Origin of the sequence: Myxococcus sp. CA023, assembly GCF_010998615.1 — a bacterium.
Taxonomy (GTDB): Bacteria; Myxococcota; Myxococcia; order Myxococcales; family Myxococcaceae; genus Myxococcus.
On sequence record NZ_JAAEAH010000040.1, the window covers coordinates 1 to 19,814 of the forward strand.

Genomic DNA, 19,814 nt, shown 5'->3' on the forward strand with positions numbered 1-19,814 from the left:
GGCATCCTGGGCGAGGGCGGGGGACGCGAGCGAAACGAGCAGGGCCAGGGACCAGTGGCGCATGGAACCTCCGTGGGCGGCGGAGCCTAGCAGAGGACCGCGGGCGGGGCCCGGCGTCCGTGCGAGCGGGCCGCTTCAACACAGTCCTCGCATGTGGGGGCGGAGGTTGGTATGGGGGCGCCCCGATGCCCAAGCGTACCGATATCCGCAAGGTTCTGGTGATTGGCTCGGGTCCGATTGTCATCGGGCAAGCCGTCGAGTTCGACTACTCCGGTACACAAGCCATCAAGGCGCTCCGGGATGAAGGCGTGGAGGTGGTGCTGCTCAACAGCAACCCCGCCACCGTGATGACGGACCCTGAGTTCGCGCATCGCACCTACATCGAACCGATTACGGTGGAGGCGGCGGAGCGTATCCTCGCCTCGGAGCGGCCGGACTCACTCCTTCCCACCATGGGTGGCCAGACTGCGCTCAACCTCGCCAAGGCGTTGGCGGAGCAGGGCATCCTGGAGAAATACGGCGTGCGCCTCATCGGCGCGTCCCTGGACGCCATCAACAAGGCCGAGGACCGCCAGCTCTTCAAGGCGGCCATGCAGAAGATTGGCGTGGCCCTGCCCAAGAGCGGCTACGCGACGACGCTGGACCAGGCGATGAGCCTGGTGGAGGAAATCGGCTTTCCGGCCATCATCCGCCCGTCCTTCACGCTGGGTGGCACCGGCGGTGGCATCGCGTACAACCGCGAGGAGTTCGAGACCATCTGCCGCTCGGGCCTGAAGGCCAGCCCCACCACCACCATCCTGGTGGAGGAGAGCGTGCTGGGCTGGAAGGAGTACGAGCTCGAGGTGGTCCGCGACACGGCGGACAACGTCATCATCGTCTGCTCCATTGAAAACCTGGACCCCATGGGCGTGCACACCGGTGACTCCATCACCGTGGCGCCCGCGCAGACGCTGACGGACCGCGAGTACCAGCGGATGCGGCAGGCGTCGCTGGCCATCATCCGGGAGATTGGCGTCGACACGGGTGGCTCCAACATCCAGTTCGGCATCAACCCGAAGGACGGCCGCATGGTCGTCATCGAGATGAACCCGCGCGTGTCGCGCTCCAGCGCGCTGGCGTCGAAGGCGACGGGTTACCCCATCGCGAAGATCGCCGCGAAGCTGGCGCTGGGCTACACGCTGGATGAGCTGCGCAACGACATCACCCGCGACACGCCGGCCTCCTTCGAGCCGACGCTGGACTACGTGGTGGTGAAGGTGCCGCGCTTCAACTTCGAGAAGTTCCCGCACGCGGACCGGACGCTGACCACGAGCATGCGCTCGGTGGGCGAGGTGATGGCCATTGGCCGCACCTTCCCGGAGGCGTACATGAAGGCGCTGCGCTCCATGGAGCTGGGCCGCGTGGGCCTGGAGTCCCCGGAGCTGCCGGCGGAGAAGGAGGAGCGAGAGAAGGTGCTGCGCGAGGCGCTGCGCATCCCTCGCCCGGAGCGTCCCTGGTTCGTGGCCCAGGCCTTCCGCGAAGGCATGACGGTGGAGGACGTGCACGCGCTGTCCGCCATCGACCCATGGTTCCTGCGCTACATCCAGATGCTGGTGAACGAGGCGCAGTCGCTCCAGGAGTACGGGCGGCTGGACCAGCTCCCGGACGAGGTGCTCCGGCAGGCCAAGGCGCACGGCTTCTCCGACAAGTATCTAGGCCGGCTGCTCGGCTACCCGGCGGAAGAGGTGCGGGCGCACCGGCACGCGCGCAACATCCGGCCCGTCTACAAGCGGGTGGACACCTGCGCCGCGGAGTTCGAGGCGTACACGCCCTACCTGTACTCCACCTACGAGGAGGAGGACGAGGCGCCGCCCACGGACCGGCAGAAGGTGCTCATCCTGGGCAGCGGCCCCATCCGCATCGGCCAGGGCATCGAGTTCGACTACGCGTGCGTCCACGCCGCCTTCGCGCTGCGCGAGGCCGGGTACGAGACGGTGATGGTCAACTGCAACCCGGAGACGGTGTCCACCGACTACGACACGTCGGACCGCCTCTACTTCGAGCCGCTGACCATCGAGGATGTGCTCGAGGTGTCCCAGCGCGAGAAGCCGGTAGGCGCCATCGTCCAGTTCGGCGGCCAGACGCCGCTGCGCATCTCCGTGCCGCTGGAGAAGGCGGGCCTCCCCATCCTGGGCACGTCGCCGGACGCCATCGACCGCGCGGAGGACCGGGAGCGCTTCGCCGCGCTCATCGAGAAGCTGGGCCTGAAGCAGCCGGAGAACGGCGTCGCGCGCAGCCACGCGGAGGCCTTCAAGGTGGCCGAGCGCATCGGCTACCCCGTCATGGTGCGGCCCTCCTACGTGCTGGGCGGCCGGGCCATGGAGACCGTCTACGACGTGTCCAGTCTGGAGCGGTACATGCGCGAGGCGGTGAGCGCTTCGCCCGAGCACCCGGTGCTCATCGACCGCTTCCTGAAGGAAGCCATCGAGGTGGACCTGGACCTGGTGGCGGACAGCACCGGTGCGGTGATGATTGGCGGCGTGCTGGAGCACATCCAGGAGGCGGGCGTGCACTCCGGTGACGCAGCGGCCACGCTGCCGCCGCACTCGCTGTCGCCGGACCTGGTGGAGCGGATGAAGGACCAGGCCATCGCCCTGGCGCGCGAGCTGGGCGTGGTGGGCCTGATGAACGTGCAGTTCGCCATCCAGGGGAAGACCATCTACATCCTGGAAGTGAATCCGCGCGCGAGCCGCACGGTGCCCTTCATCTCCAAGGCCACCGGCGTGGCGATGGCGAAGATCGCCGCGCTCTGCATGGTGGGCAAGACGCTCAAGGAGCAGGGCGTCACGCAGGAGCCGGAGTTCAAGCACGTGGCGGTGAAGGAGAGCGTGTTCCCCTTCGCGCGCTTCGCGGGCGTGGACGTCATCCTCGGGCCGGAGATGAAGTCCACCGGCGAAGTGATGGGCCTGGCGAACGACTACGCGTCCGCCTTCGCCAAGAGCCAGCTCGCCGCGGGCGTGAAGCTGCCCAAGAGCGGCAAGGTGTTCATCTCCGTCAAGGATGACGACAAGCCGGCGGTGGTGGACCTGGCGCGGCGCCTGCGGAGCATGGGCTTCTCGCTCATCGTCACCTCCGGTACGCACACCTACCTGGCGACGAAGGGCATCGAGGCGCAGGTGGTGCAGAAGGTGAAGGAGGGCCGCCCGAACATCGTCGACAAGATTGTCGACGGCGAAATCGTGCTGGTCATCAACACCACCTTCGGCAAGCAGGAGATCGCCGACAGCTTCTCCATCCGCCGCGAGTCGCTGATGCACTCGGTGCCGTACTACACGACGGTGCAGGCGGCGCGGATGGCGGTGGGCGCGCTGGAGTCGCTCAAGCGCGCGGACCTGGAAGTGAAGCCGCTCCAGGAGTACCTGGGCATCACCGCGGCGCCCCCGGGCACCCGGCGCTGAACCGGAGCGCTCATTTGACGTGAGTCATGCGGCCCCGCTCCTCCTGGGAGTGGGGCCGTCTGCGTTTCAGGGCCGCCTCAGGCCGGTTGGTCCGTTACGAAGCCTCGCCAGTTGCGCATGTAGTTCACGAAGACGTCGGACAGGCCCTCGGCGTTGAGCGTGGTGGGGGACAGCGGCGGCACCTGGAGCGCGTCGCCTCGCTGCACGCGGCGCGGCCAGTCATGATTCGCGATGGCCGCGCGGCCCACGGCCACGGCATCCGCGCCGCGCGCGAGCTGCGCCTCCGCCTCCTCGCGCGTGCGCACCTCTCCCGCGACGACGATGCGCATGTCGGACCCCACGGCTGCGCGGAACAGCGGGGTCGCGTGCTGGTCCGGCCGCTTCTGCGTGTTGAGGGCCGCCTTCCAGAGGGACAGGTGGAGGATGTTCACGCCCTCTCCCTGGAGCATCCGGGCGACCTCTAGCGACTCATCCAGGTCGATACCCCGGGCCTGCCGCGCGTCCTCCGGTGAAATGCGGACGGAGAGAACCAAGGATGGCGCCGCGCGCCGCACCGCGCGGACGGTCTCCTGAAGCAGGCGCCAGCGGTTCTCCAGCGAGCCGCCCCATCGGTCTTGCCGGCGGTTGAAGACGGTGCTCAGGAACTGCGAGAACAGGTAGCCGTGCGCCCCATGGAGTTCCACGGCGTCGAACCCCGCCTCGGCGCAGCGGCGCGCCGCGTTCGCGAAGGCCGCGATGACGCCCTCGATGTCGGCCTCGGTGGCTTCGCGGCAGCGGAGGCTGTCCGCGTCATACGCGCTGGCGCTCCACACCTCGCGCTGGCTGACCTCGGCGTTGGCGCGAAGTCCTCCGTGGAAGAGCTGCGCGGAGAGCAGGGCGCCCCCTTCATGGATGCGCGCGGCCATGCGCTTCAGTCCGGGCAGCATCGCGTCGTCGTGAACGCCCAGCTCGCCCGGCCACGTCTTGCCGTCCTGGGAAACGTAGGCGGCGCACGTCTCCACCATGCCGAACCCGCCATCGGCGCGCATCGCGAGGAAGCGAAGCTCCGCATCGGAGAGCGCGCCATCGGGATGGCTCTGGGTGTTCGTCAGGGGCGCCAGCCAGATGCGGTTGGGCGCGATGACACTCTTTCGGAGCTCGAGGGGAGCGAACAGGTCGGTCATGACGGCATCTCGCTTTCGAAGTGGGCGGGTCCATTCGCTCGGGCTGATGGGGGCGCCAGGCCGCTTGCCTTGCCGCGCGGCGGCCTGCTTCCCCTTGACGTCGATGTCGCCCTGTGGGTCGGACTCGGGGCGCGGGTATAACCTGCGCCTCGGGGCTCCGCATGGCCTCGTTCGAAAGCAGGGGCGGAGGGAAAGCGTGGCTGGACGCCCGCGGACCCCGGCGGCTACGGTTCGCGCCGAGCTGTTGCCCCCCTTCCCCCGTGTCCACCTCCGCGACCGAGGAGAGCCGTTCATGCCGTCCCAGGCTGCCCCCGACTTCGACATTTCTTCCGTGGACGTGGATGGGTTTCTCCGTGAGTTGAAGGCGCTTCGTGAGCAACTGGACGCATCGCTGGGCGAGGCGGATGCGGCGCACCTCCGGAAAATTGAGCGCTGGGGTAGGGCGGCGACCGCGCTGGGTGCGGCGACCTGCTGGCTGGCGCCGAACCCGCTCAGCGCGGCGGCGCTCAGTGTCGGGCGGTCCACGCGTTGGCTGCTGATGCACCACGTGGGGCATCGGGGCTACGACCGGGTGCCGGGGCTTCCGGCGTCTCGCACGGGGAAGGGGTTCGCGAAGGGGAGCCGCCGCTATCTGGACTGGCTCGACTGGATGCTGCCGGAGGCCTGGGTGTTCGAGCACAACGTGCTCCACCACTCGCACACCGGCGAGGATGCGGACCCCGACCTCCTGGAGCGCAACGCGGAGGGGACCCTGCGCAACCCGGACCGCCCGCTGGCGCTGCGGTACGTGCAGCTCGCGCTGCTCGCGCTGACGTGGCGGGCCAGCTACTACGCGCCGGAGACGCTCAGTTCGCTGCGCCGGAAGGGCCGGCGCAAGGGTGGGGAGCTGACGCGCGAGGAGCTGAAGGAGCTGCTGCTGAGCTGCTATCTGCCGTATTCGGCCGTGCAGTTCGGGCTCTTCCCGGCGCTCTACCTGGTGCTGGGGCCGTGGGCGTCGTTCAGCGCCTTCTGCAACTCGGTGATGGCGGACATCCTCACCAGCCTGCACACGTTCCTGGTGGTCGGGCCGAACCACACGGGCGAGGACCTGTACCGGTTCGACTCGAAGCCGGAGAGCCGTGGCGAGCGCTACGTGCAGCAGGTGATTGGCAGCGCGAACTACCGCACGGGCGGGGACCTGAACGACTTCGCCCACCTGTGGCTGAACTACCAGATTGAGCACCACATCTGGCCGGACCTGCCGATGCTGAAGTACCGCGAGGTGCAGCCGCAGGTGAAGGCGCTTTGCGAGAAGTACGGCATCCCCTACGTGCAGGAGAGCGTCTGGACCCGCGCGAAGAAGATGGTGGACGTCGTGGTGGGCAAGACGTCCATGCGGAAGCTCGCGCCGAAGCGCCAGGCCAGTGATGCCGGAGTGGCTGCTGCGCCTGCTCCCGCGGCCTGAGGCAGGGACGTTCGGCTACTCGGTGTAGGCCGCGAGGTTCGCCAGGGTCGAGGTCATTCCCTCGATGTGGTCTTCCTGGCGAATGCCTTCGGGCACGTCTTCACAGATGATGGTGACGCGGGTGCCCGCGGTGACGGGCGTCAGCGTCCAGGTCATGGTCATCGTGCCCGCGTAGGCGGGGTCATCCGATTCGAACTCGAATCGCTGCACGACGCGTTCGTTGGGGACGAGCTCCACGAAGCGGCCCTCGACGACGTCCTCGTGCGCGGAGGTCTTCCCGGGCTCGGTGGGGTCCGCGTTGTCGTAGGAGAGTGTCATCCGGTACGTCCCGCCCGCGCGTGGCTCGAACGCGTGGATGTGGCCCTTCATGCCTTCAGGTGGGAGCCAGGTCGCCACGGCCTCGGGCTCGACGAAGGCCCGGTAGAGGGCTTCTGGCGAGGCCGCGATGACTCGCGAAGCCGTGTCGGTTCTCTTCCCGGGGCCTGTCGTGTTCGTCACGGGGGCATCCTGTTCGTGAGCGGTGCGGCTTACGCGCGCCGCGTGGTGCGTGTCAGCGTCTTCCTCGGCGGAGCTTCGGCGGCGTCGTGCCGGACGGCCTCGACATCCACCACGCGCGAGCCATCTGGCGGAACCGGTGGGCCCAGCGTCACCACGAGCACTCGGTAGGACTCCTCCAGCCGCTTGTGCAGCTTGGAGAAGATCAGCTGGGCGGTGCCGGGCATGTCCTCGGTGTACGTGAAGTACCAGCGCAGCTCTTCCAGGCGGCCGTAGAAGTGGTCCACCACGGCTTGTTCCTGTTCGGGCAGGTGGATGAGCTGGTCGAACGCGCCGTCGGCGTACCGTGACGCGATGGTGCCCAGGAGCGGTTCGCGGCTGCGCAGGCGGGAGAAGAGGACGAACATCTCATCCCGGCGGGCATCGAGCCTGCGCATGATGCCCGCGGCGTCCATCGCGAGCAGGTTTCGGACGCGGGAGGCCATTTCATCGGCCTTCTTGCGACGAGCCATGGCGCGTCAGCCTAGCATCAGTAGACGCGCAACAAGTGGGACCGGCACACGAACCGTGGGTTGCGGAAGTCGATGACCTCGATTTCGCCCGTCGTCTCCTCGAAGCGTCCGGCCAGGATGCCAGCAGCGCTCGTCGCGGCGATGTACCAGGCGTCCTGTCCCTTCAGTTCCTTGAGCTTGCGCAGGTACACGACGCGGCCTTCCACGGCCCACAAGGTATGGATGCCGTCGGCTCGGACACCTCGCGCGCCAGCGGGTGGCCCAGCGAGCTTCGCCAGTGACGCCGGAATGGCGTTCAGGACGTAGGCGTCGTAGGCCGGGTTGCCACTCAGCGAGATGAGCTTCGCATCGCGCAGGGTGCCATCCACTTCCTGCGTCAGCTCCAGCGTCACGACGAGCTTCGAGCCGCCACCCGTGGCCAGATGTTGGAGCTCCTGACCCGCCTGGGCGAAGCGGCGCGGCCGCTCCATGGATTCGTCTCCGGCGCGCTGCTGGATGTCGTAGAGCCGTTCGGTCGTGGTGGGCGCCTTCGGCGGTGGGCCGTCTCCTGGATTGCCAGCCGCTCCGAAGCTGCTGGCTCGGGAAGCCCAGGCGGTCCCTGCCTGATTCACCAGGCTGGTGCCTGGGAATACCGGCGCATCTTCGAGGCCCTTCTCAAGCGCCTCTCGAAGGCGGCTGAAGTACGGGTCGATGAGACCGTTGGCGACGCGAAGCTGGGCCCGCTCGTCGACGATGAATTCCTCCACACGCCCCGCGACGATGGCCTCCTCCTGCGCGGCGAGCTGCTCACGGGAAGGTGCCGGGTCGCCAGGGCGCAACGTGCGTCCACTCGGTGTCCGTGGACCGGCGAGCGGCGCTTCTCCTGGCACCAGGAACGAGGGCAGGGACCCGGCGCCAGCCTGGAGTTGTTGCGGCCTGCGCGGGGCGTCCGGCGGCGATGCGGTGGTCTCCGGCGCAGCACCCGTGTCGGGTGCGTCGGGAGGGGCGAGGGATGGCGCAGCGATGAGGCCATCCCCGGCAGGTGTCTTTCTCACCTGCTTTCCCTTGGGACGAGGCGTGGGCGCCGAAGGTGCAGGCAGCCCCGGGAGCGGTGGAGGCGTCAGCACAGGCGGCGTGGTGACGATGTCCACCGCGAGAGGTTTCGACGTGACGGCCCGGCGAGGTGCACGCTCCGGCGGGTCGACAGACCCAAGCAGCAAGAGCAGCCCCACGTGGATGACGAGCGATACCAGCGCGGCCCCGCCGAGTCGTCGCATCCGCCGCATCTCGACTCCCACGCTCCCTGGGACGGGGCCTCCACGTCCTGCCAGCATATCCAACACGGACCTTGGCCTGGACACGCCTACGTCCCGCCGTGCGCGCCATTGCGTGCAGTCCCCATCAGGACATGGGGTGCGACCGTGCGGTGCCCAACGCAATGACTCGCTGCGGCAAGTGGTTCGTTTCGCGCCGTCTGTCTCGCGCGTCGGTTACGCTCAGTGCTTCGAGGCCACCATGAACAACGCTCCTGATGATGGCTGTCCGGCCGACCAGCGCTTGCTGCGGAGACCGGGTAGAACGATGCCAGACGCGCTCCGGCAGTTCGTCGCGGAGACCTGGGTCTTCCGCAGGCAGGAGGAACTGGAGGCGGGGCTGCGCTTCGCCCGATTGGCGGGAGCGCTCGAGCAGCTGGCCACGCCCGAAACGCTGGTGGAACTCGCGCGCCGCGCTGCGGAGGACGAACGGCGCCACGCGGGCATGTGCGAGCTGATGGCGCGCACCTACGGACAAGAGGTGATGCCCCCCGCTCCCCTGGTGGCGCGGGAGACTGCTCCGCAAGCCCTCGGCTTCAGCGAGCGCGTGCTCTACGAAGTCGTCGCCGCCTGCTGCATCTCAGAGACGGAGAGCACGGCCGGGTTGACCTCGGTGCTGGCCGTGGACGGACCACCCCGGGTGCGCGCGGTGCTTCGAGACATCCTTCGGGACGAGGTCGCGCACAGCCGGCTGGGGTGGGCCTACCTCGCGCATGCAGCCAAATCGGGCTCCGTGGCGTTCCTGTCGCCGTACCTGCCTGAGATGCTGGAGGAGAGCGTGTCGCCCCGGCTCTTCGCGAAGGGCCTGTCCGATGCGGAGGGTTCCATGCTCCTGGCGCACGGCGTGTTGCCGCATGCGCGCAAGCTTGAGGTGTTCGTTCAGGCCCTGCACGACGTCGTCTTTCCCGGGCTGGAACGGTGCGGAGTGGACACCACCCCCGGGCGGCAGTGGGTGGAGCGTTGTCGCCGGTCAGGAGCGTAGCGGGCCCTGCTACGCTGGCGGCATGGTGCTCAAGATTGTCCAGGCAGGGGACCCGGTGCTGCGTCGGAAGGCGCGCGATTTGACGCCGGAGGAGATTGCCAGCCCGGAGACGGCGCGGCTCATCGAGCAGATGCGCGACACGATGCGGGACGCACCCGGCGTCGGGCTGGCGGCGCCCCAGGTCGGCGTGGGCCTGCGAGTCATCGTCATCGAGGACCGGCCCGAGTATCAGGCAGGCCTCTCGGAGAGCGAGCGGGCGGCGCGAGGACGGAAGCCCGTTCCCTTTCACGTGCTCATCAATCCCAGGCTGGTGGTGGAGGACGCGGCACCCGCGGAGTTCCACGAAGGGTGCCTGAGCGTGTCGGGCTTCGCGGCCCTGGTGCCCCGCGCCTGCGCCGTGCGCGTGGACGCACTCGATGAGCACGGCCAGCCCGTGACGGTCCAGGCCCGGGGCTGGTACGCACGCATTCTCCAACACGAGCTGGACCACCTGGACGGCACGCTCTACGTGGACCGGATGGAGACACGGAGCTTCACCACCGCGGAGAACCATCGCCGGTACCAGGCGGGGCGCAGCACCGCGGAACTGCGCGCCGAGCTGGGGCTGCCAGTGCCCGACAAGGGGTAGGGCACGACGTCTTTCGCGTCAGCCTTCGCGGCCGTGCGCCGCGGCCTTCAACTGGGCCGTGTCGACGCGGACGAAGATGGAATCACCCACCGCGGTCAGCGTCTCGCCCGCGAAGACTTCACAGAGGACTCGGCTCTTGCGTCCGACTTCGCCCTCGACGCGTGCACGGAGGGTGAGCGGGACACCCATGGGCGTGGGTTTGATGAACTTCACGCCCAGGCTTCCGGTGACGCATTCGATGGCCGGCGAGCTGCCAGGTGAGCGGCCCTCGGCGCGGTAGTGGTACGCCATGGCCGTCCAGTTCGAGTGACAGTCGACCAGCATGGCAATCAGACCGCCGTAGACGAGCTCCGGCCAGCCGCTGTACCGGGCATCGGGCGTGTGGCGTGCCACCACGTGGATGCCGTCCTCATCCCAGTAGCTTTGGATATGCAGGCCGTGAGGGTTCTTGCTGCCGCAGCCGTAGCAGATGCCTTCTGGCGCGACGACTTCCTGGAGTGATGAGGTTTCCATGTGGGGCCCTGACTGGGAGGGAGGCGCAACGATGCGCACATCCTGGCCCAGCAGGGGCCTTTCGTCGCGTGTCTCGACCACATGCCCAGGATAGTGTCCGTGCCGATGCTCACTGAAGTCCAGGCAGGTCCCTACACAGTTCGAGGGGTGTCCGTGGGCGGCGTGTACACGTCGCTCCAGGTCCCCGAGTTGGACGTAGTGCTCGACGTGGGGCTACCCATTCGTTCCTTCTGTGGCTCGGACCGCATCTTCTTGAGCCACGCGCACCCGGACCATGCCAGCGGGCTCGGCTCGTTGCTCGGCATCCGTCGGCTCATCGGCAAGGGGGCACCCCAGGTCTTCCTGCCCGCGGAGATCGAGGAGAACGTCCAGGCGTCGCTCGCCGTGATGTCGCGGCTGCACCACACCTCCATGGCGGTGCACACCGTGCCGATGTTGCCAGGGGACGTGCGGTCCCTGGGGCAAGGTCTGTTCGTCCGCGCGTTCCGGACGCATCACCCGGTGCCGTCGCTCGGCTACCAGTTCTTCCGCCGTGTCGCGAAGCTCCGCCTCGAGCACCAGTCACTCCCGCCTCAGGAAATCGCCAGGCGGCGGCAAGCAGGCGAAGCACTCTTCGACGAAGTGGAGCGGCTGGAGCTGGCCTATGCCACCGACACCGTGTCCCGCGTCCTGGACACGGAGCCAGGCCTCTTCGACTCGCGCGTGCTCATCCTCGAGTGCACCTTCGTCGACGCGCGCCACTCCGTGCAGGAGGCTCAGGCGAAGGCGCATCTCCACCTGGACGAACTCCTCGCGCGCGCGGACCAGTTCCGCAACGAGGCCCTGGTCCTCATGCACTTCAGCCAGGCGCTTCCTCCTGAATCCGTCCACGCCACGTTGCGCGCGCGACTGCCGCCGTCGCTGGCCGAACGCGTCCGCGTCTTCGCTCCCGAAGCGGGCCGTTGGTTCGGGTGAGCCGCGCGCGATGACACAAGAGGTACGGCAACTACGTGGCGGTGGTACAACACTGAGCTCCCGTCACTGCGTTGCACATGAATCGCGACTCGCCACGGAATACCTGTTAAAGCGCGGCGCATGAGCACGTCATCGCCCAGGCATGTTCTCGTGGCTGGGGCTGGAATTGGTGGACTCACGCTGGCTTGCGCGCTTCGGCGCGCGGGTCTCTCCGTCACCGTCTTCGAGCGCTCCGGCGCCTTGAAATGGGTGGGCGCGGGCCTCACGGTTCAGATGAACGCCTCGGCGGCCCTGCGCCGCATCGGCCTGTGTGACGAGGTGGCCCAGGCCGGTGCATGCCCCACGGACAGCGCGATTCTGAAGCCGTCGGGTTCGGCGCTCACGCGGCTTCCGGTGACTCGGATTCAGGAGGAACTGGGGCTGCCTCTGGTGTGTGTCCACAGGGCGCGGCTCCAGTCCGTGCTGCTGGCTCATGCCGGGGAGGAGAACGTCCGGATGGGGCTCACCGTGACGGCGTTTCACGACGATGGCCAGACGGTGACGGTGCGGTTGTCGGACGGTAGCTCGGTGACGGGCGATGCGCTGGTGGGTGCGGACGGGCTGCGCTCGGTGGTGCGTGGGGCGCTGTTGGGCGACGCGCCGCTGCGCTATTCGGGCTACACGAGCTGGCGGGGCGTGTGCTCAGACGTCCCGAGCGCGACGCCGGGACTTGTTTCAGAGACGTGGGGGCCTGGGGCGCGCTTCGGTGTGGTGCCCATTGGCTTCGGGCAAACGTACTGGTTCGCCACGCAGAATGCTCCGGCCGGAGGGCAGGATGCCCCCGGGGAGACACGGGCCCGGTTGCAGTCCATCTTCGGCGGGTGGCACGCGCCCATCGCGGACCTGATTGCCGCGACGGATGAAGCGAACATCATCCGCACGGACATCCACGACCGGCCGCCTGCCAGCCGCTGGAGCCGGGGCCGGGTGACTTTGTTGGGAGACGCCGCGCACCCGATGACGCCCAACATGGGGCAGGGTGGGTGTCAGGCCATCGAGGATGCCGTGGTGCTGGCGGAGTTGCTGGCCGCGGAGGGCCCCGTGGACGCGGCGCTGGCGGCCTACGAGCAACGCCGGCTCGAGCGTGCCAACAGCTTCGTGACGCGTTCCTGGAGCCTGGGGCGCGTGGCCCAGTGGGAGAGTTCCGCGGGGCGCTTCATTCGTAATGCGCTCTTCCAACTCGTGCCTCAAGGGCTCGCCGCCCGGCAGGTCCGAGCGTTGGTGCGCGACGCCGCGTAAGTCCCTCGAGGGCTTTCGAGGAGCGGTTTCTAGAGGTTCAGTCCAAGAAGCGCCCCCGCGAACGGGCCGTCGAGCGAAACCGTGAACGCGGCCGCATCAGGAGTGGGCTGAAGCCCGTTCGCCTGTTCGAAGTAGTGCGTATAGCCCCCATGGACGCGAGCATGCACGTAGCGACTCAGCTTGACCTGGATCGCAGCCAGTCCGCCCGCGCCGAAGGCCCACTTGCGCATGCGGCCCTCGTAGAAGTTGTTGGCGCCAACGGGTGTGTAGCCCGGCTCCCCTGGCTGCGCCTGACCAATCTGCCCCGTGGGCAGTGAGACCTCCGCCGCGCTGCCGAACGCGCTCACCCCGAGCGTCACGTTTCGTGTCAGCGAGAACCGCTTCTCCAGCCCCGGCCGCAGCGCGAGGACCTGGACGTCACCACCCGCCAGGTACCAGTCGATGCCGTTCGTCCACCACCAGTCGCTCCGTTCGGAGTCACGGACGAGGTTGAAGTGGAGTCCGCCGGAAAGGCGCGCGGCTCCGCTTCGGGCGTTCACCGTCTTCATCCGTGAACGCAGCGTTGGCACCTCCGTCGCGGGATGCCGCATCGGAGACAGCGTCCCACCGACCTCCACCGCGAGCTGTGGCGGCGGGAGCGTCGCTTCCTGCTCAGGGGGCGGCGCTGCTCCCAGGGCTGGAGAGGACAGGCAGGCAGTCATCAGCAAGCCGATGGTGGGCACCGCGCGAGTGACGCACATGGGGGCTTCCTCCCGGGGGATGAATGCTTCCGCCGGAACCCTGGTGGAAGTCCCGGCCCCCCAGGGCTGTTTCGCGGTGGAACCCGGGCCTCATCAGAGCCCGGCCACCTTCGCCGCGCTCGTCACCACGTAGTCCATCGCCAACTCCTGCTGCGAGCGGGGCGACGCCGTCAACTCGAAGCGGACGATGCCATCCTCGCTGACGCGCGCGGGCGCGGGCTTCGTGCTCTCCTTCATCAGCTGGATTTCCACCGACTCCACCTCGGAGACGGGTATCCGCTCCTCGATGGCCACCGGCACCGCCTTCGCGCCCATGTTGGAGAGGAACAGCCGCACCTTGTGCGTCGTCACCTTGCGGCCGGTGAGTCGGCTGGTCTCCCGCCCCACGTCCTCCGTTCGCGCCACGCGCAGCGCGTCCTCGCTGCCGAATCCCAGCTTCACGCGCTCGCCCTTGCCGGTGAAACGCAGCTGCGCACGCCCCACATAGCCGTGGGTCCGCACCAGCTTCACGGGGCCCGCGAGCAACACCGTGGGGCCCGTGTTGTCGAACCGGGCCACCCGGTGCACCAGGGGGGACTGCTCCGGCATGGCCATCAGCTCGGATGCCGCGGGCGCGGTGAACTGGAACAGGGGCACGCGGTAGGGCTCGCCGTCCGGTGGCACACTGGCCCGATGCGGGGCCGTCACCGTCAGCGGTTCACCTCCGTCGTCCATGCCCGGTAGCGCATCCTCCCGCCGGGCAGCGCCGGGCTCGCCCGCGGTCTGGATGACCTCCTCTCGGATGGCCACCTCCACCACCTGCTTCTCGCGCTCCGTCTTGTCCCGCAGCCACAGCCGGTCCTCCTGGAGCCTCGGTGGCGTGGCGCCCAGCGTGGGCCGCGCGGTGGAGAACGCCAACTCCACGTCCTTCCACTCCTCACCGGTGCGCTGCCAGACGACGGCCTCGCACTCCAGTGTGACGGACTCACCGGAGGCTTCGCGGGACAGCGTTGCGCGGTAGGAAGGCCGCCAGGCCGTGCAGGGCACCAGGTACGTGACGGACAGCGTGGCGGGCCCGCCCGTGGGGTGGCCCACCTCCAGCTCGGCCTGGGTGTCGACCGTTGGCTCCAGGAGCTCGACAGCCGTCTGCGAGGCCCGTGCTTCGTCGAGCTGCTCCCGCAGTCGCAGCGTCCGGCGCTGAGCCTCTCGGAACGCCGAGTCCGCCGACAGCTGCTCGCGGCGCACCGTCTCCAACTGCTCCCGCCACGTCTCCGGCCGCGACTGTCCGGCGCCTGCCTGCTCGGAGATGGCGCGGTGGACATCGGTGCGCGCGGTGTCCAACAGCCGCAGCCGCGCCGCCAGCCGGGTTTCGTCCGCGACCACGCGCCGGAGCTCCTGCTCCAGCTCCGCGACGCGCTTTCCGAGCGCGGTGCGGTGTTCGCGCTCGGCCTCGGGTGGTTGCGGCTTCGTCGCCCGGCGGATGCGTGCCTGGGAGATGGTGCCACCCGCGACCTTCGCCTGGAGCGAGCGGTCCACGGCGATCGGGGACAGTCCCTGAATGACCAGTCGCTGCGTTCCCACGGACAGGGGAATCTCCCCCCGCCGCTCGACGAGCGCCCGGTCCTCGAGGACGGTGACCTTGACCACGGGCAGGATGAAAGGGGTGCCCATCATGTCCTCCGGTTGCCGCCGCCGAGCATCTTGTTGCCCGGAATCTTGACGGTCCATGTCGCCTTCAGCGTCTGCGCTTCACCTGGCTGGAGCACCACGCGCCACGCGCGCTCGCCCTCCACCTTTGCTTCACCGGGCAAGGGCAGGCGCTTCTGCCAGAGCGGGGCAACTTCCAGTTCCTCCACCTTGATGTCCTTCTCCGTGCTGATGGGGACGGTGGGCACGCGCTCGCACACCTCGACCAGGATGCGATTGCTCAGCCGGTTGGCCAGCTCCACCGACACGTGGTGCGTCAGCATCGTCGAGCCGCCGAACATGCCGCCCGTCGCTTCGTCGAACCGCGTGTTGCGCGCGACCTTGATGGACTCCTCCACACCGAGCCCCAGCCGCTGTGTTGAGCCCGGGGCCATGGTCGGGAGGGGAGACGTCATCAGGAACTCGTTCTCCAGCGTGACGTCCACGGGACCTGCCAGCAGCGGATACGGCGTCCGGTTCTCCACGCGCACCGTGCGGAACGCACGCGACTCCACGGAGGGGACACAGACGTATTCCGCGGACAGCCCCACTGGTACCGACAACACCGGCACGGTGTGCCACGCTCCGTCCGAAGGCACGTCCGCGCGCGTCTCTACATCGAAGCGCGCATCGAAGTGAGGCGAGGATGTGCGTGGCGGCTGGGACCACGCCGGCGCGGGGGCCGCCCATATGGAAGAGGTCTCCTGCAGACTCAGGGCGACTCGCACGGTGATGTCGATCTGCGTGTGGACCTCCGCCAGGGCCACCAGCTCCTGGGTGACGTGCCCAGGGCGCGGTTGCAGTCTGCCACGCGCGCCCAGGTCATCCGCGGGCGCCATGCTCAGGCGGTCGTAGTCCAGCAGCGCGTCGGAGGGCTCCTGCCTCGGAGGTGTTCGCTCGCCACCACCACCACCACCGCCCAGCGAGGCGGCATCCATGCTGAGCCCGTCTCCGTCATCGTCGAATGAACTCTCGGGCGCCTCCTCGAGCTCGGCCGGAGGTGGCGGTCGGCGCGCGCGCGACATCAGGCCACCGCCTCGCGCTCGCGATCGCGAGCGCGTCTCCTCTTCCTCGGGGGCAGCGGCACTGGGGCGCATCGGAGCACTTCGAGGGGCCGCCGCCAGCGGAGGCGGTGGCGCGGCCGCTTCCGCCATGGCGAAGTCGGGCTCGGGCGCGATGGGCACGGCACTGCGCTTGTTCTTCTGGGGCTGCTCGAGGACGGCGGGCATTGGCTCGGGTTCGGCGCGGACCTCGGGCTGAACCGGCGTGGGCGTCCGCGTGGCGTCGTAGCCCGCGAACAGCTCATCGAGCCCCGGTGGTGCCTCCCTCCAGCCCGAACGCGCGGGAGCCGGTTGATGGCGGCCAATGCGCAGCGCCTTCAGCTCGGGGACTTCCGCATGCCGGGCGAGGTCCGCGGTGGAGACGGCGAGCTTCACCCCCGTCCAGTCCTCGCCGGTGCGCTGGAGCACGGAGGCGCGCATGCGCAGCGTTCCCTCTTCCAGCGTGCGCGGCAGGCGCAAGTCGTAGGTGGGCACCCAGCGAGCCCCCTGGACGGCGTACTCCAGTGCGAGCCGCGCACCCTGGTCCGCGGGAAGGGGGCCCGACAGCGTCAGCACGACCGCGCGGTACACGCGGGCGCGCTGGCCTCGTACGGACGAAGAGGCTTCGGCCACGCGGTTGCGCCGCAAGCGCAGCTCGGCCTCGGCGTCACGCTGCTGCCGCTCCAGGTCCAGCTTCCGCGAATGGAGCGCGGCGAGCTCGGTGTCCACGAAGGACATGAGCGACAGCATCGCGGACACGGGGGCGTCCCGGGGCTCCTGCGCTTCTTTCGGCCGGGGTGGAAACCCGGGGGACAGCTTCGACAGCGCATCCAGTTCCTGACCCACGCGCGCGAGCTGTTGGGTGAGGTCGGAGAGGCGGTGCTCGGCTGCCTCCAAGGCGAGGTGCTCCGCGGGCACGTCGACTTCTGGCGGAAGCTGGACGTCATAGGTGGGACGAAGGTCGCGCACGGCGAGCCCGGACGGGCCGTGCACCACGGACGCCCGGAGCGAGCCGGGTTGCAACGACAAGGGCAGGCCATTGATTCGCACCTGCGAGGGCAACATCCCTCCCGCCGTGGGAATCGTGGCGACCCGCGTACAAAGCGCCCCCTCCGCGTGGACGGTGACGGCTTCGAGGTTCGAGGTGACGACGAGCATGGCTGCTCACCGTAATCGAGATGTCTTATAAAAATCAGTCCCCCCGGACAAAAGGCCCCAACCCGTGAGGTCGGGATGCCCTTGGGTCGGATTGACGACACGCAGCATTGGAGCTAGCGCGCCTCAGCTCTTCTCGGTGCTCGTCACGGGCGGAGACTGGAGCCGCTGACGCTTCAAGGGGCGGCCCACGCAGTCACGCCCTGGCTTCGGCTCGCGGGTGCTTCGCGGGCGGTACTCCCAATGCCAGGGCTCGGAGCGCACCGTGCGCTTGAAGCCGAAGCGGCATGCATTCGACACGAGCCAGTCATAGGTCGGTGTCTTGACACCACCGATGACCAGGTCCACCGCGAGGCCTCGCTGATGGTTGGAGCGCCCGGGCCGTGCCGCCTGAGGCCCCTTGCCCTTGCGGTAGCGCTCATAGAGCCGGCGCTGCTTCGCGGGGGAGCGGTAGCCGCTGTTGACCCAGAGGTAGATGTTCTTCGAACGCGCTTCGGCCTTCATCCGCCGGTACGCGTCCGCGGCGTCGGTATGAAGCAACTGCCCGTTCTTGAGACGAACGAGCCGAGCCCCCTTCGCCTCACTTCGCCGGGGCTTTGCGTCGCCGGCGACGGCTTGGGGCGCGAACAGGCACAGGAGGATGAAGACTCCCCAACGGAGCAGCGCGAGCGACATGTTTGGACGCCGGCCCCGTGGCCGGAATCCGAACTTTCGCGCGTCTGTGCCTCGACGCAAGCAGACGGGAAGGCGAGCGCCTGTTCAGAACAGTTTCAATTGTGCGTCCTGAGTCTTCACTTCGCGCGGAGGCAACGGCTGGAATCCATGTGCGCGGGCCCACGTCTCGCTGGGGCCCGTCCAATGGTGTGATGCCATCCGGACGTGGTCGCGCTCGTCGAAGGTGACGCCCTCCGCCTCCAGGGCCTCGCGCTGTCCGTAACCCGAGGTGCTGATGCCACCCGTGCGGTTGATGACGCGCTGCCAGGGCACGCTGTCCGCGCGGGCGCCCAACGCGCCCAGTGCATGTCCCACGACGCGGGCATCGCAGCCATCACCGATGATGACGGCGATGTCCCCATAGGTGGCCACCTGCCCATGCGGCACCTGCGCGGTGACGGTGTAGATGCGCTCGAAGTAGTCGCGCTCGTCGCGTGGCGGTGTGGACATGCGGGATGGCTCAGCCGCTGCGCGAGCCCAGGCCGGTGGCCTCGCCCGCGCGCAGGCGCTCATGCAGGGTGCGGGTGAGCAGGTACCAGAACTGCACGTTGCCCACGCTCAGGATGTCGCCGTCGCGCAGCACGGCCTCGCGGCCACCCAGGGAGCGGGCATTGAGGAAGGTGCCGTTGGTGGAGCCCAGGTCCTGCACGGTGCAGCGCTGGTCGGCTTCGTTCCACCGTAGCTCCGCGTGCATCTTGGACACGGACGCGTCGTCGACGACCAGGTCGCAGTCCATGCGGCGGCCAATGCGCAGCCGGTCGGTGGCGTTGAGCGGCGGCAGGGTGGCCACGCGCAGGTGTTCGAACTCGAACAGCAAGGCCAGCATGCCCTGTTCGATTTCCGAGGGCGCCGCCATGCGGGTGGGGGCGAGCACGGCGGTCGAGGCCTCGGAAGGCGGGCGCTGGATGAGTGCAAAAGGCCCCAGTTGACGCTGGAAGGTACTGGAGGGCAGGGCGGCACCGAGCCCGCGCATTTCCTGGACGGACAGCACGGGGGCAGACTAGCGGGTCAAAGGGCGCGCGCCCAGCCCATCCCCCGTTCCCTGTACGGGTTTCATTGACCAACTTGTCAGTGGTTCCTTACATTGGGCTTTTGTTTGGTCGCGGGGGCCGGGCTCCGGAAGAGGAGCGCCGGCCCTCCATTTTATTGAACCTGGGAGTGGTGGAAGGAGCTGTGTCGATGAGCAGCGGGAGCGACAACATCCCGATGACCCCGTCCGGACTGCGCAAGCTGAAGGAGGAACTGAAGCACCTCCAGTCCGTCGAGCGGGGGAAGATCTCGCGCGAGATCGAGGTCGCTCGCGCACATGGTGACCTGCGTGAGAACGCGGAGTACCACGCGGCGAAGGAGAAGCAGTCGCACATCGAGGGGCGCATCCTGACCCTCAACGACTGGATCGCCCGCGCGGAGGTCATCGACCCGGCGAAGCTGGGCGGCGACAAGGTCATCTTCGGGGCGACGGTGGACCTGCTCGATACCGAAACCGACAAGCCGGTGAGTTACCGGCTCGTGGGGGAGATCGAGGCAGACCTGAAGAAGCGGTGGATTGCCGTCACCTCGCCGGTGGCGCGCGCGCTCATCGGCAAGAAGGTGGGTGACATCGCCACGGTGCAGAGCCCCGGCGGCGTGCGCGAGCTGGAAGTCCAGGAGATCCGCTTCGAGGAGCCCGAAGAAGAGGCCCCGGCGAGCGGGAGCTGAACCTCGGAAGCCGCCGTGAGTTGCCGGGGGAGCGGGCCAGGGCTCGCTTCCCCGGTCTCGTTTTGTGGGAGACGTCATCCCCGTTCCGTAGGATGTACGGCGGA

18 protein-coding genes are annotated in these 19,814 nt (G+C 68.6%); 7 read left to right on the forward strand and 11 right to left on the reverse strand.

Annotated features, from left to right (window positions below; all coding sequences use genetic code 11):
- The first annotated feature begins 185 nt into the window (after positions 1-185).
- Entirely contained in the window at positions 186-3,437 is a 3,252-nt protein-coding gene (gene carB, locus F8M74_RS18640) for a carbamoyl-phosphate synthase large subunit (RefSeq protein ID WP_141254097.1), read from the forward strand.
- 77 nt (positions 3,438-3,514) lie between these two features.
- Here carB and F8M74_RS18645 read toward each other — a convergent pair whose 3' ends face one another.
- Positions 3,515-4,600, reverse strand: coding sequence for an NADH:flavin oxidoreductase (locus F8M74_RS18645; protein ID WP_141254098.1), 1,086 nt, complete (start codon positions 4,598-4,600; stop codon positions 3,515-3,517).
- A gap of 292 nt (positions 4,601-4,892) precedes the next feature.
- Between F8M74_RS18645 and F8M74_RS18650 the strand changes: the two genes are divergently transcribed.
- Complete coding sequence (locus tag F8M74_RS18650) at positions 4,893-6,044, forward strand: fatty acid desaturase (protein ID WP_141254100.1); 1,152 nt, start codon at positions 4,893-4,895, stop codon at positions 6,042-6,044.
- Between the two features lie 15 nt (positions 6,045-6,059).
- On the opposite strand, the gene F8M74_RS18655 is transcribed toward F8M74_RS18650, so the two are convergent.
- The 3 genes from F8M74_RS18655 to F8M74_RS37890 are packed head-to-tail and all read right to left on the reverse strand — an operon-like array spanning position 6,060 to position 8,307.
- A complete protein-coding gene (locus tag F8M74_RS18655) occupies positions 6,060-6,542 on the reverse strand; it encodes an SRPBCC family protein (protein ID WP_141254101.1) in 483 nt (160 codons plus the stop codon).
- 29 nt (positions 6,543-6,571) lie between these two features.
- The gene (locus tag F8M74_RS18660; protein WP_141254103.1) at positions 6,572-7,051 is read right to left on the reverse strand and encodes a hypothetical protein; all 480 of its coding nucleotides are present in this window, start codon (positions 7,049-7,051) and stop codon (positions 6,572-6,574) included.
- Between the two features lie 17 nt (positions 7,052-7,068).
- On the reverse strand, positions 7,069-8,307 hold the full coding sequence (locus F8M74_RS37890; RefSeq protein ID WP_228559106.1) for a TonB C-terminal domain-containing protein: 1,239 nt from the start codon (positions 8,305-8,307) through the stop codon (positions 7,069-7,071).
- Between the two features lie 304 nt (positions 8,308-8,611).
- Between F8M74_RS37890 and F8M74_RS18670 the strand changes: the two genes are divergently transcribed.
- Positions 8,612-9,325, forward strand: a complete 714-nt coding sequence (locus tag F8M74_RS18670) for a ferritin-like domain-containing protein (protein WP_228559108.1) — start codon at positions 8,612-8,614, stop codon at positions 9,323-9,325.
- Positions 9,326-9,347: 22 nt separating this feature from the next.
- Positions 9,348-9,953, forward strand: a complete 606-nt coding sequence (def, locus tag F8M74_RS18675) for a peptide deformylase (protein WP_141254106.1) — start codon at positions 9,348-9,350, stop codon at positions 9,951-9,953.
- Positions 9,954-9,971: 18 nt separating this feature from the next.
- Here def and F8M74_RS18680 read toward each other — a convergent pair whose 3' ends face one another.
- On the reverse strand, positions 9,972-10,466 hold the full coding sequence (locus F8M74_RS18680) for a PaaI family thioesterase (RefSeq protein WP_140791301.1): 495 nt from the start codon (positions 10,464-10,466) through the stop codon (positions 9,972-9,974).
- Positions 10,467-10,571: 105 nt separating this feature from the next.
- Between F8M74_RS18680 and F8M74_RS18685 the strand changes: the two genes are divergently transcribed.
- Positions 10,572-11,420 carry an MBL fold metallo-hydrolase gene (locus F8M74_RS18685; protein WP_163884482.1) on the forward strand — a complete coding sequence of 283 codons (849 nt, stop codon included), beginning with the start codon at positions 10,572-10,574 and terminating at the stop codon, positions 11,418-11,420.
- Between the two features lie 150 nt (positions 11,421-11,570).
- The gene (locus F8M74_RS18690; protein ID WP_239004929.1) at positions 11,571-12,698 is read left to right on the forward strand and encodes an FAD-dependent monooxygenase; all 1,128 of its coding nucleotides are present in this window, start codon (positions 11,571-11,573) and stop codon (positions 12,696-12,698) included.
- Between the two features lie 29 nt (positions 12,699-12,727).
- Here the strand turns inward: F8M74_RS18690 and F8M74_RS18695 are convergent, their stop codons facing one another.
- From F8M74_RS18695 to F8M74_RS18720, 6 genes are all read right to left on the reverse strand, one after another.
- A complete protein-coding gene (locus F8M74_RS18695) occupies positions 12,728-13,438 on the reverse strand; it encodes a hypothetical protein (RefSeq protein ID WP_141254111.1) in 711 nt (236 codons plus the stop codon).
- Between the two features lie 93 nt (positions 13,439-13,531).
- Positions 13,532-15,088 carry a DUF4139 domain-containing protein gene (locus F8M74_RS18700; protein ID WP_141254177.1) on the reverse strand — a complete coding sequence of 519 codons (1,557 nt, stop codon included), beginning with the start codon at positions 15,086-15,088 and terminating at the stop codon, positions 13,532-13,534.
- Positions 15,088-17,301 (reverse strand): DUF4139 domain-containing protein, encoded by a 2,214-nt coding sequence (locus F8M74_RS18705; RefSeq protein ID WP_141254112.1) that lies wholly within the window; start codon positions 17,299-17,301, stop codon positions 15,088-15,090. Before F8M74_RS18705 ends, F8M74_RS18700 begins: the two co-directional genes overlap by 1 nt.
- 123 nt (positions 17,302-17,424) lie before the next feature.
- On the reverse strand, positions 17,425-17,973 hold the full coding sequence (locus F8M74_RS18710; RefSeq protein ID WP_171410068.1) for a M15 family metallopeptidase: 549 nt from the start codon (positions 17,971-17,973) through the stop codon (positions 17,425-17,427).
- An 84-nt stretch (positions 17,974-18,057) separates the two neighbouring features.
- Entirely contained in the window at positions 18,058-18,462 is a 405-nt protein-coding gene (locus tag F8M74_RS18715) for an MGMT family protein (RefSeq protein WP_141254116.1), read from the reverse strand.
- 10 nt (positions 18,463-18,472) lie between these two features.
- Positions 18,473-19,003, reverse strand: coding sequence for an FHA domain-containing protein (locus tag F8M74_RS18720; protein WP_141254118.1), 531 nt, complete (start codon positions 19,001-19,003; stop codon positions 18,473-18,475).
- A gap of 188 nt (positions 19,004-19,191) precedes the next feature.
- Here F8M74_RS18720 and greA point away from each other — a divergent pair, with 188 nt between their 5' ends.
- Positions 19,192-19,710, forward strand: coding sequence for a transcription elongation factor GreA (gene greA / locus F8M74_RS18725; protein ID WP_141254120.1), 519 nt, complete (start codon positions 19,192-19,194; stop codon positions 19,708-19,710).
- Positions 19,711-19,814: the final 104 nt, after the last annotated feature.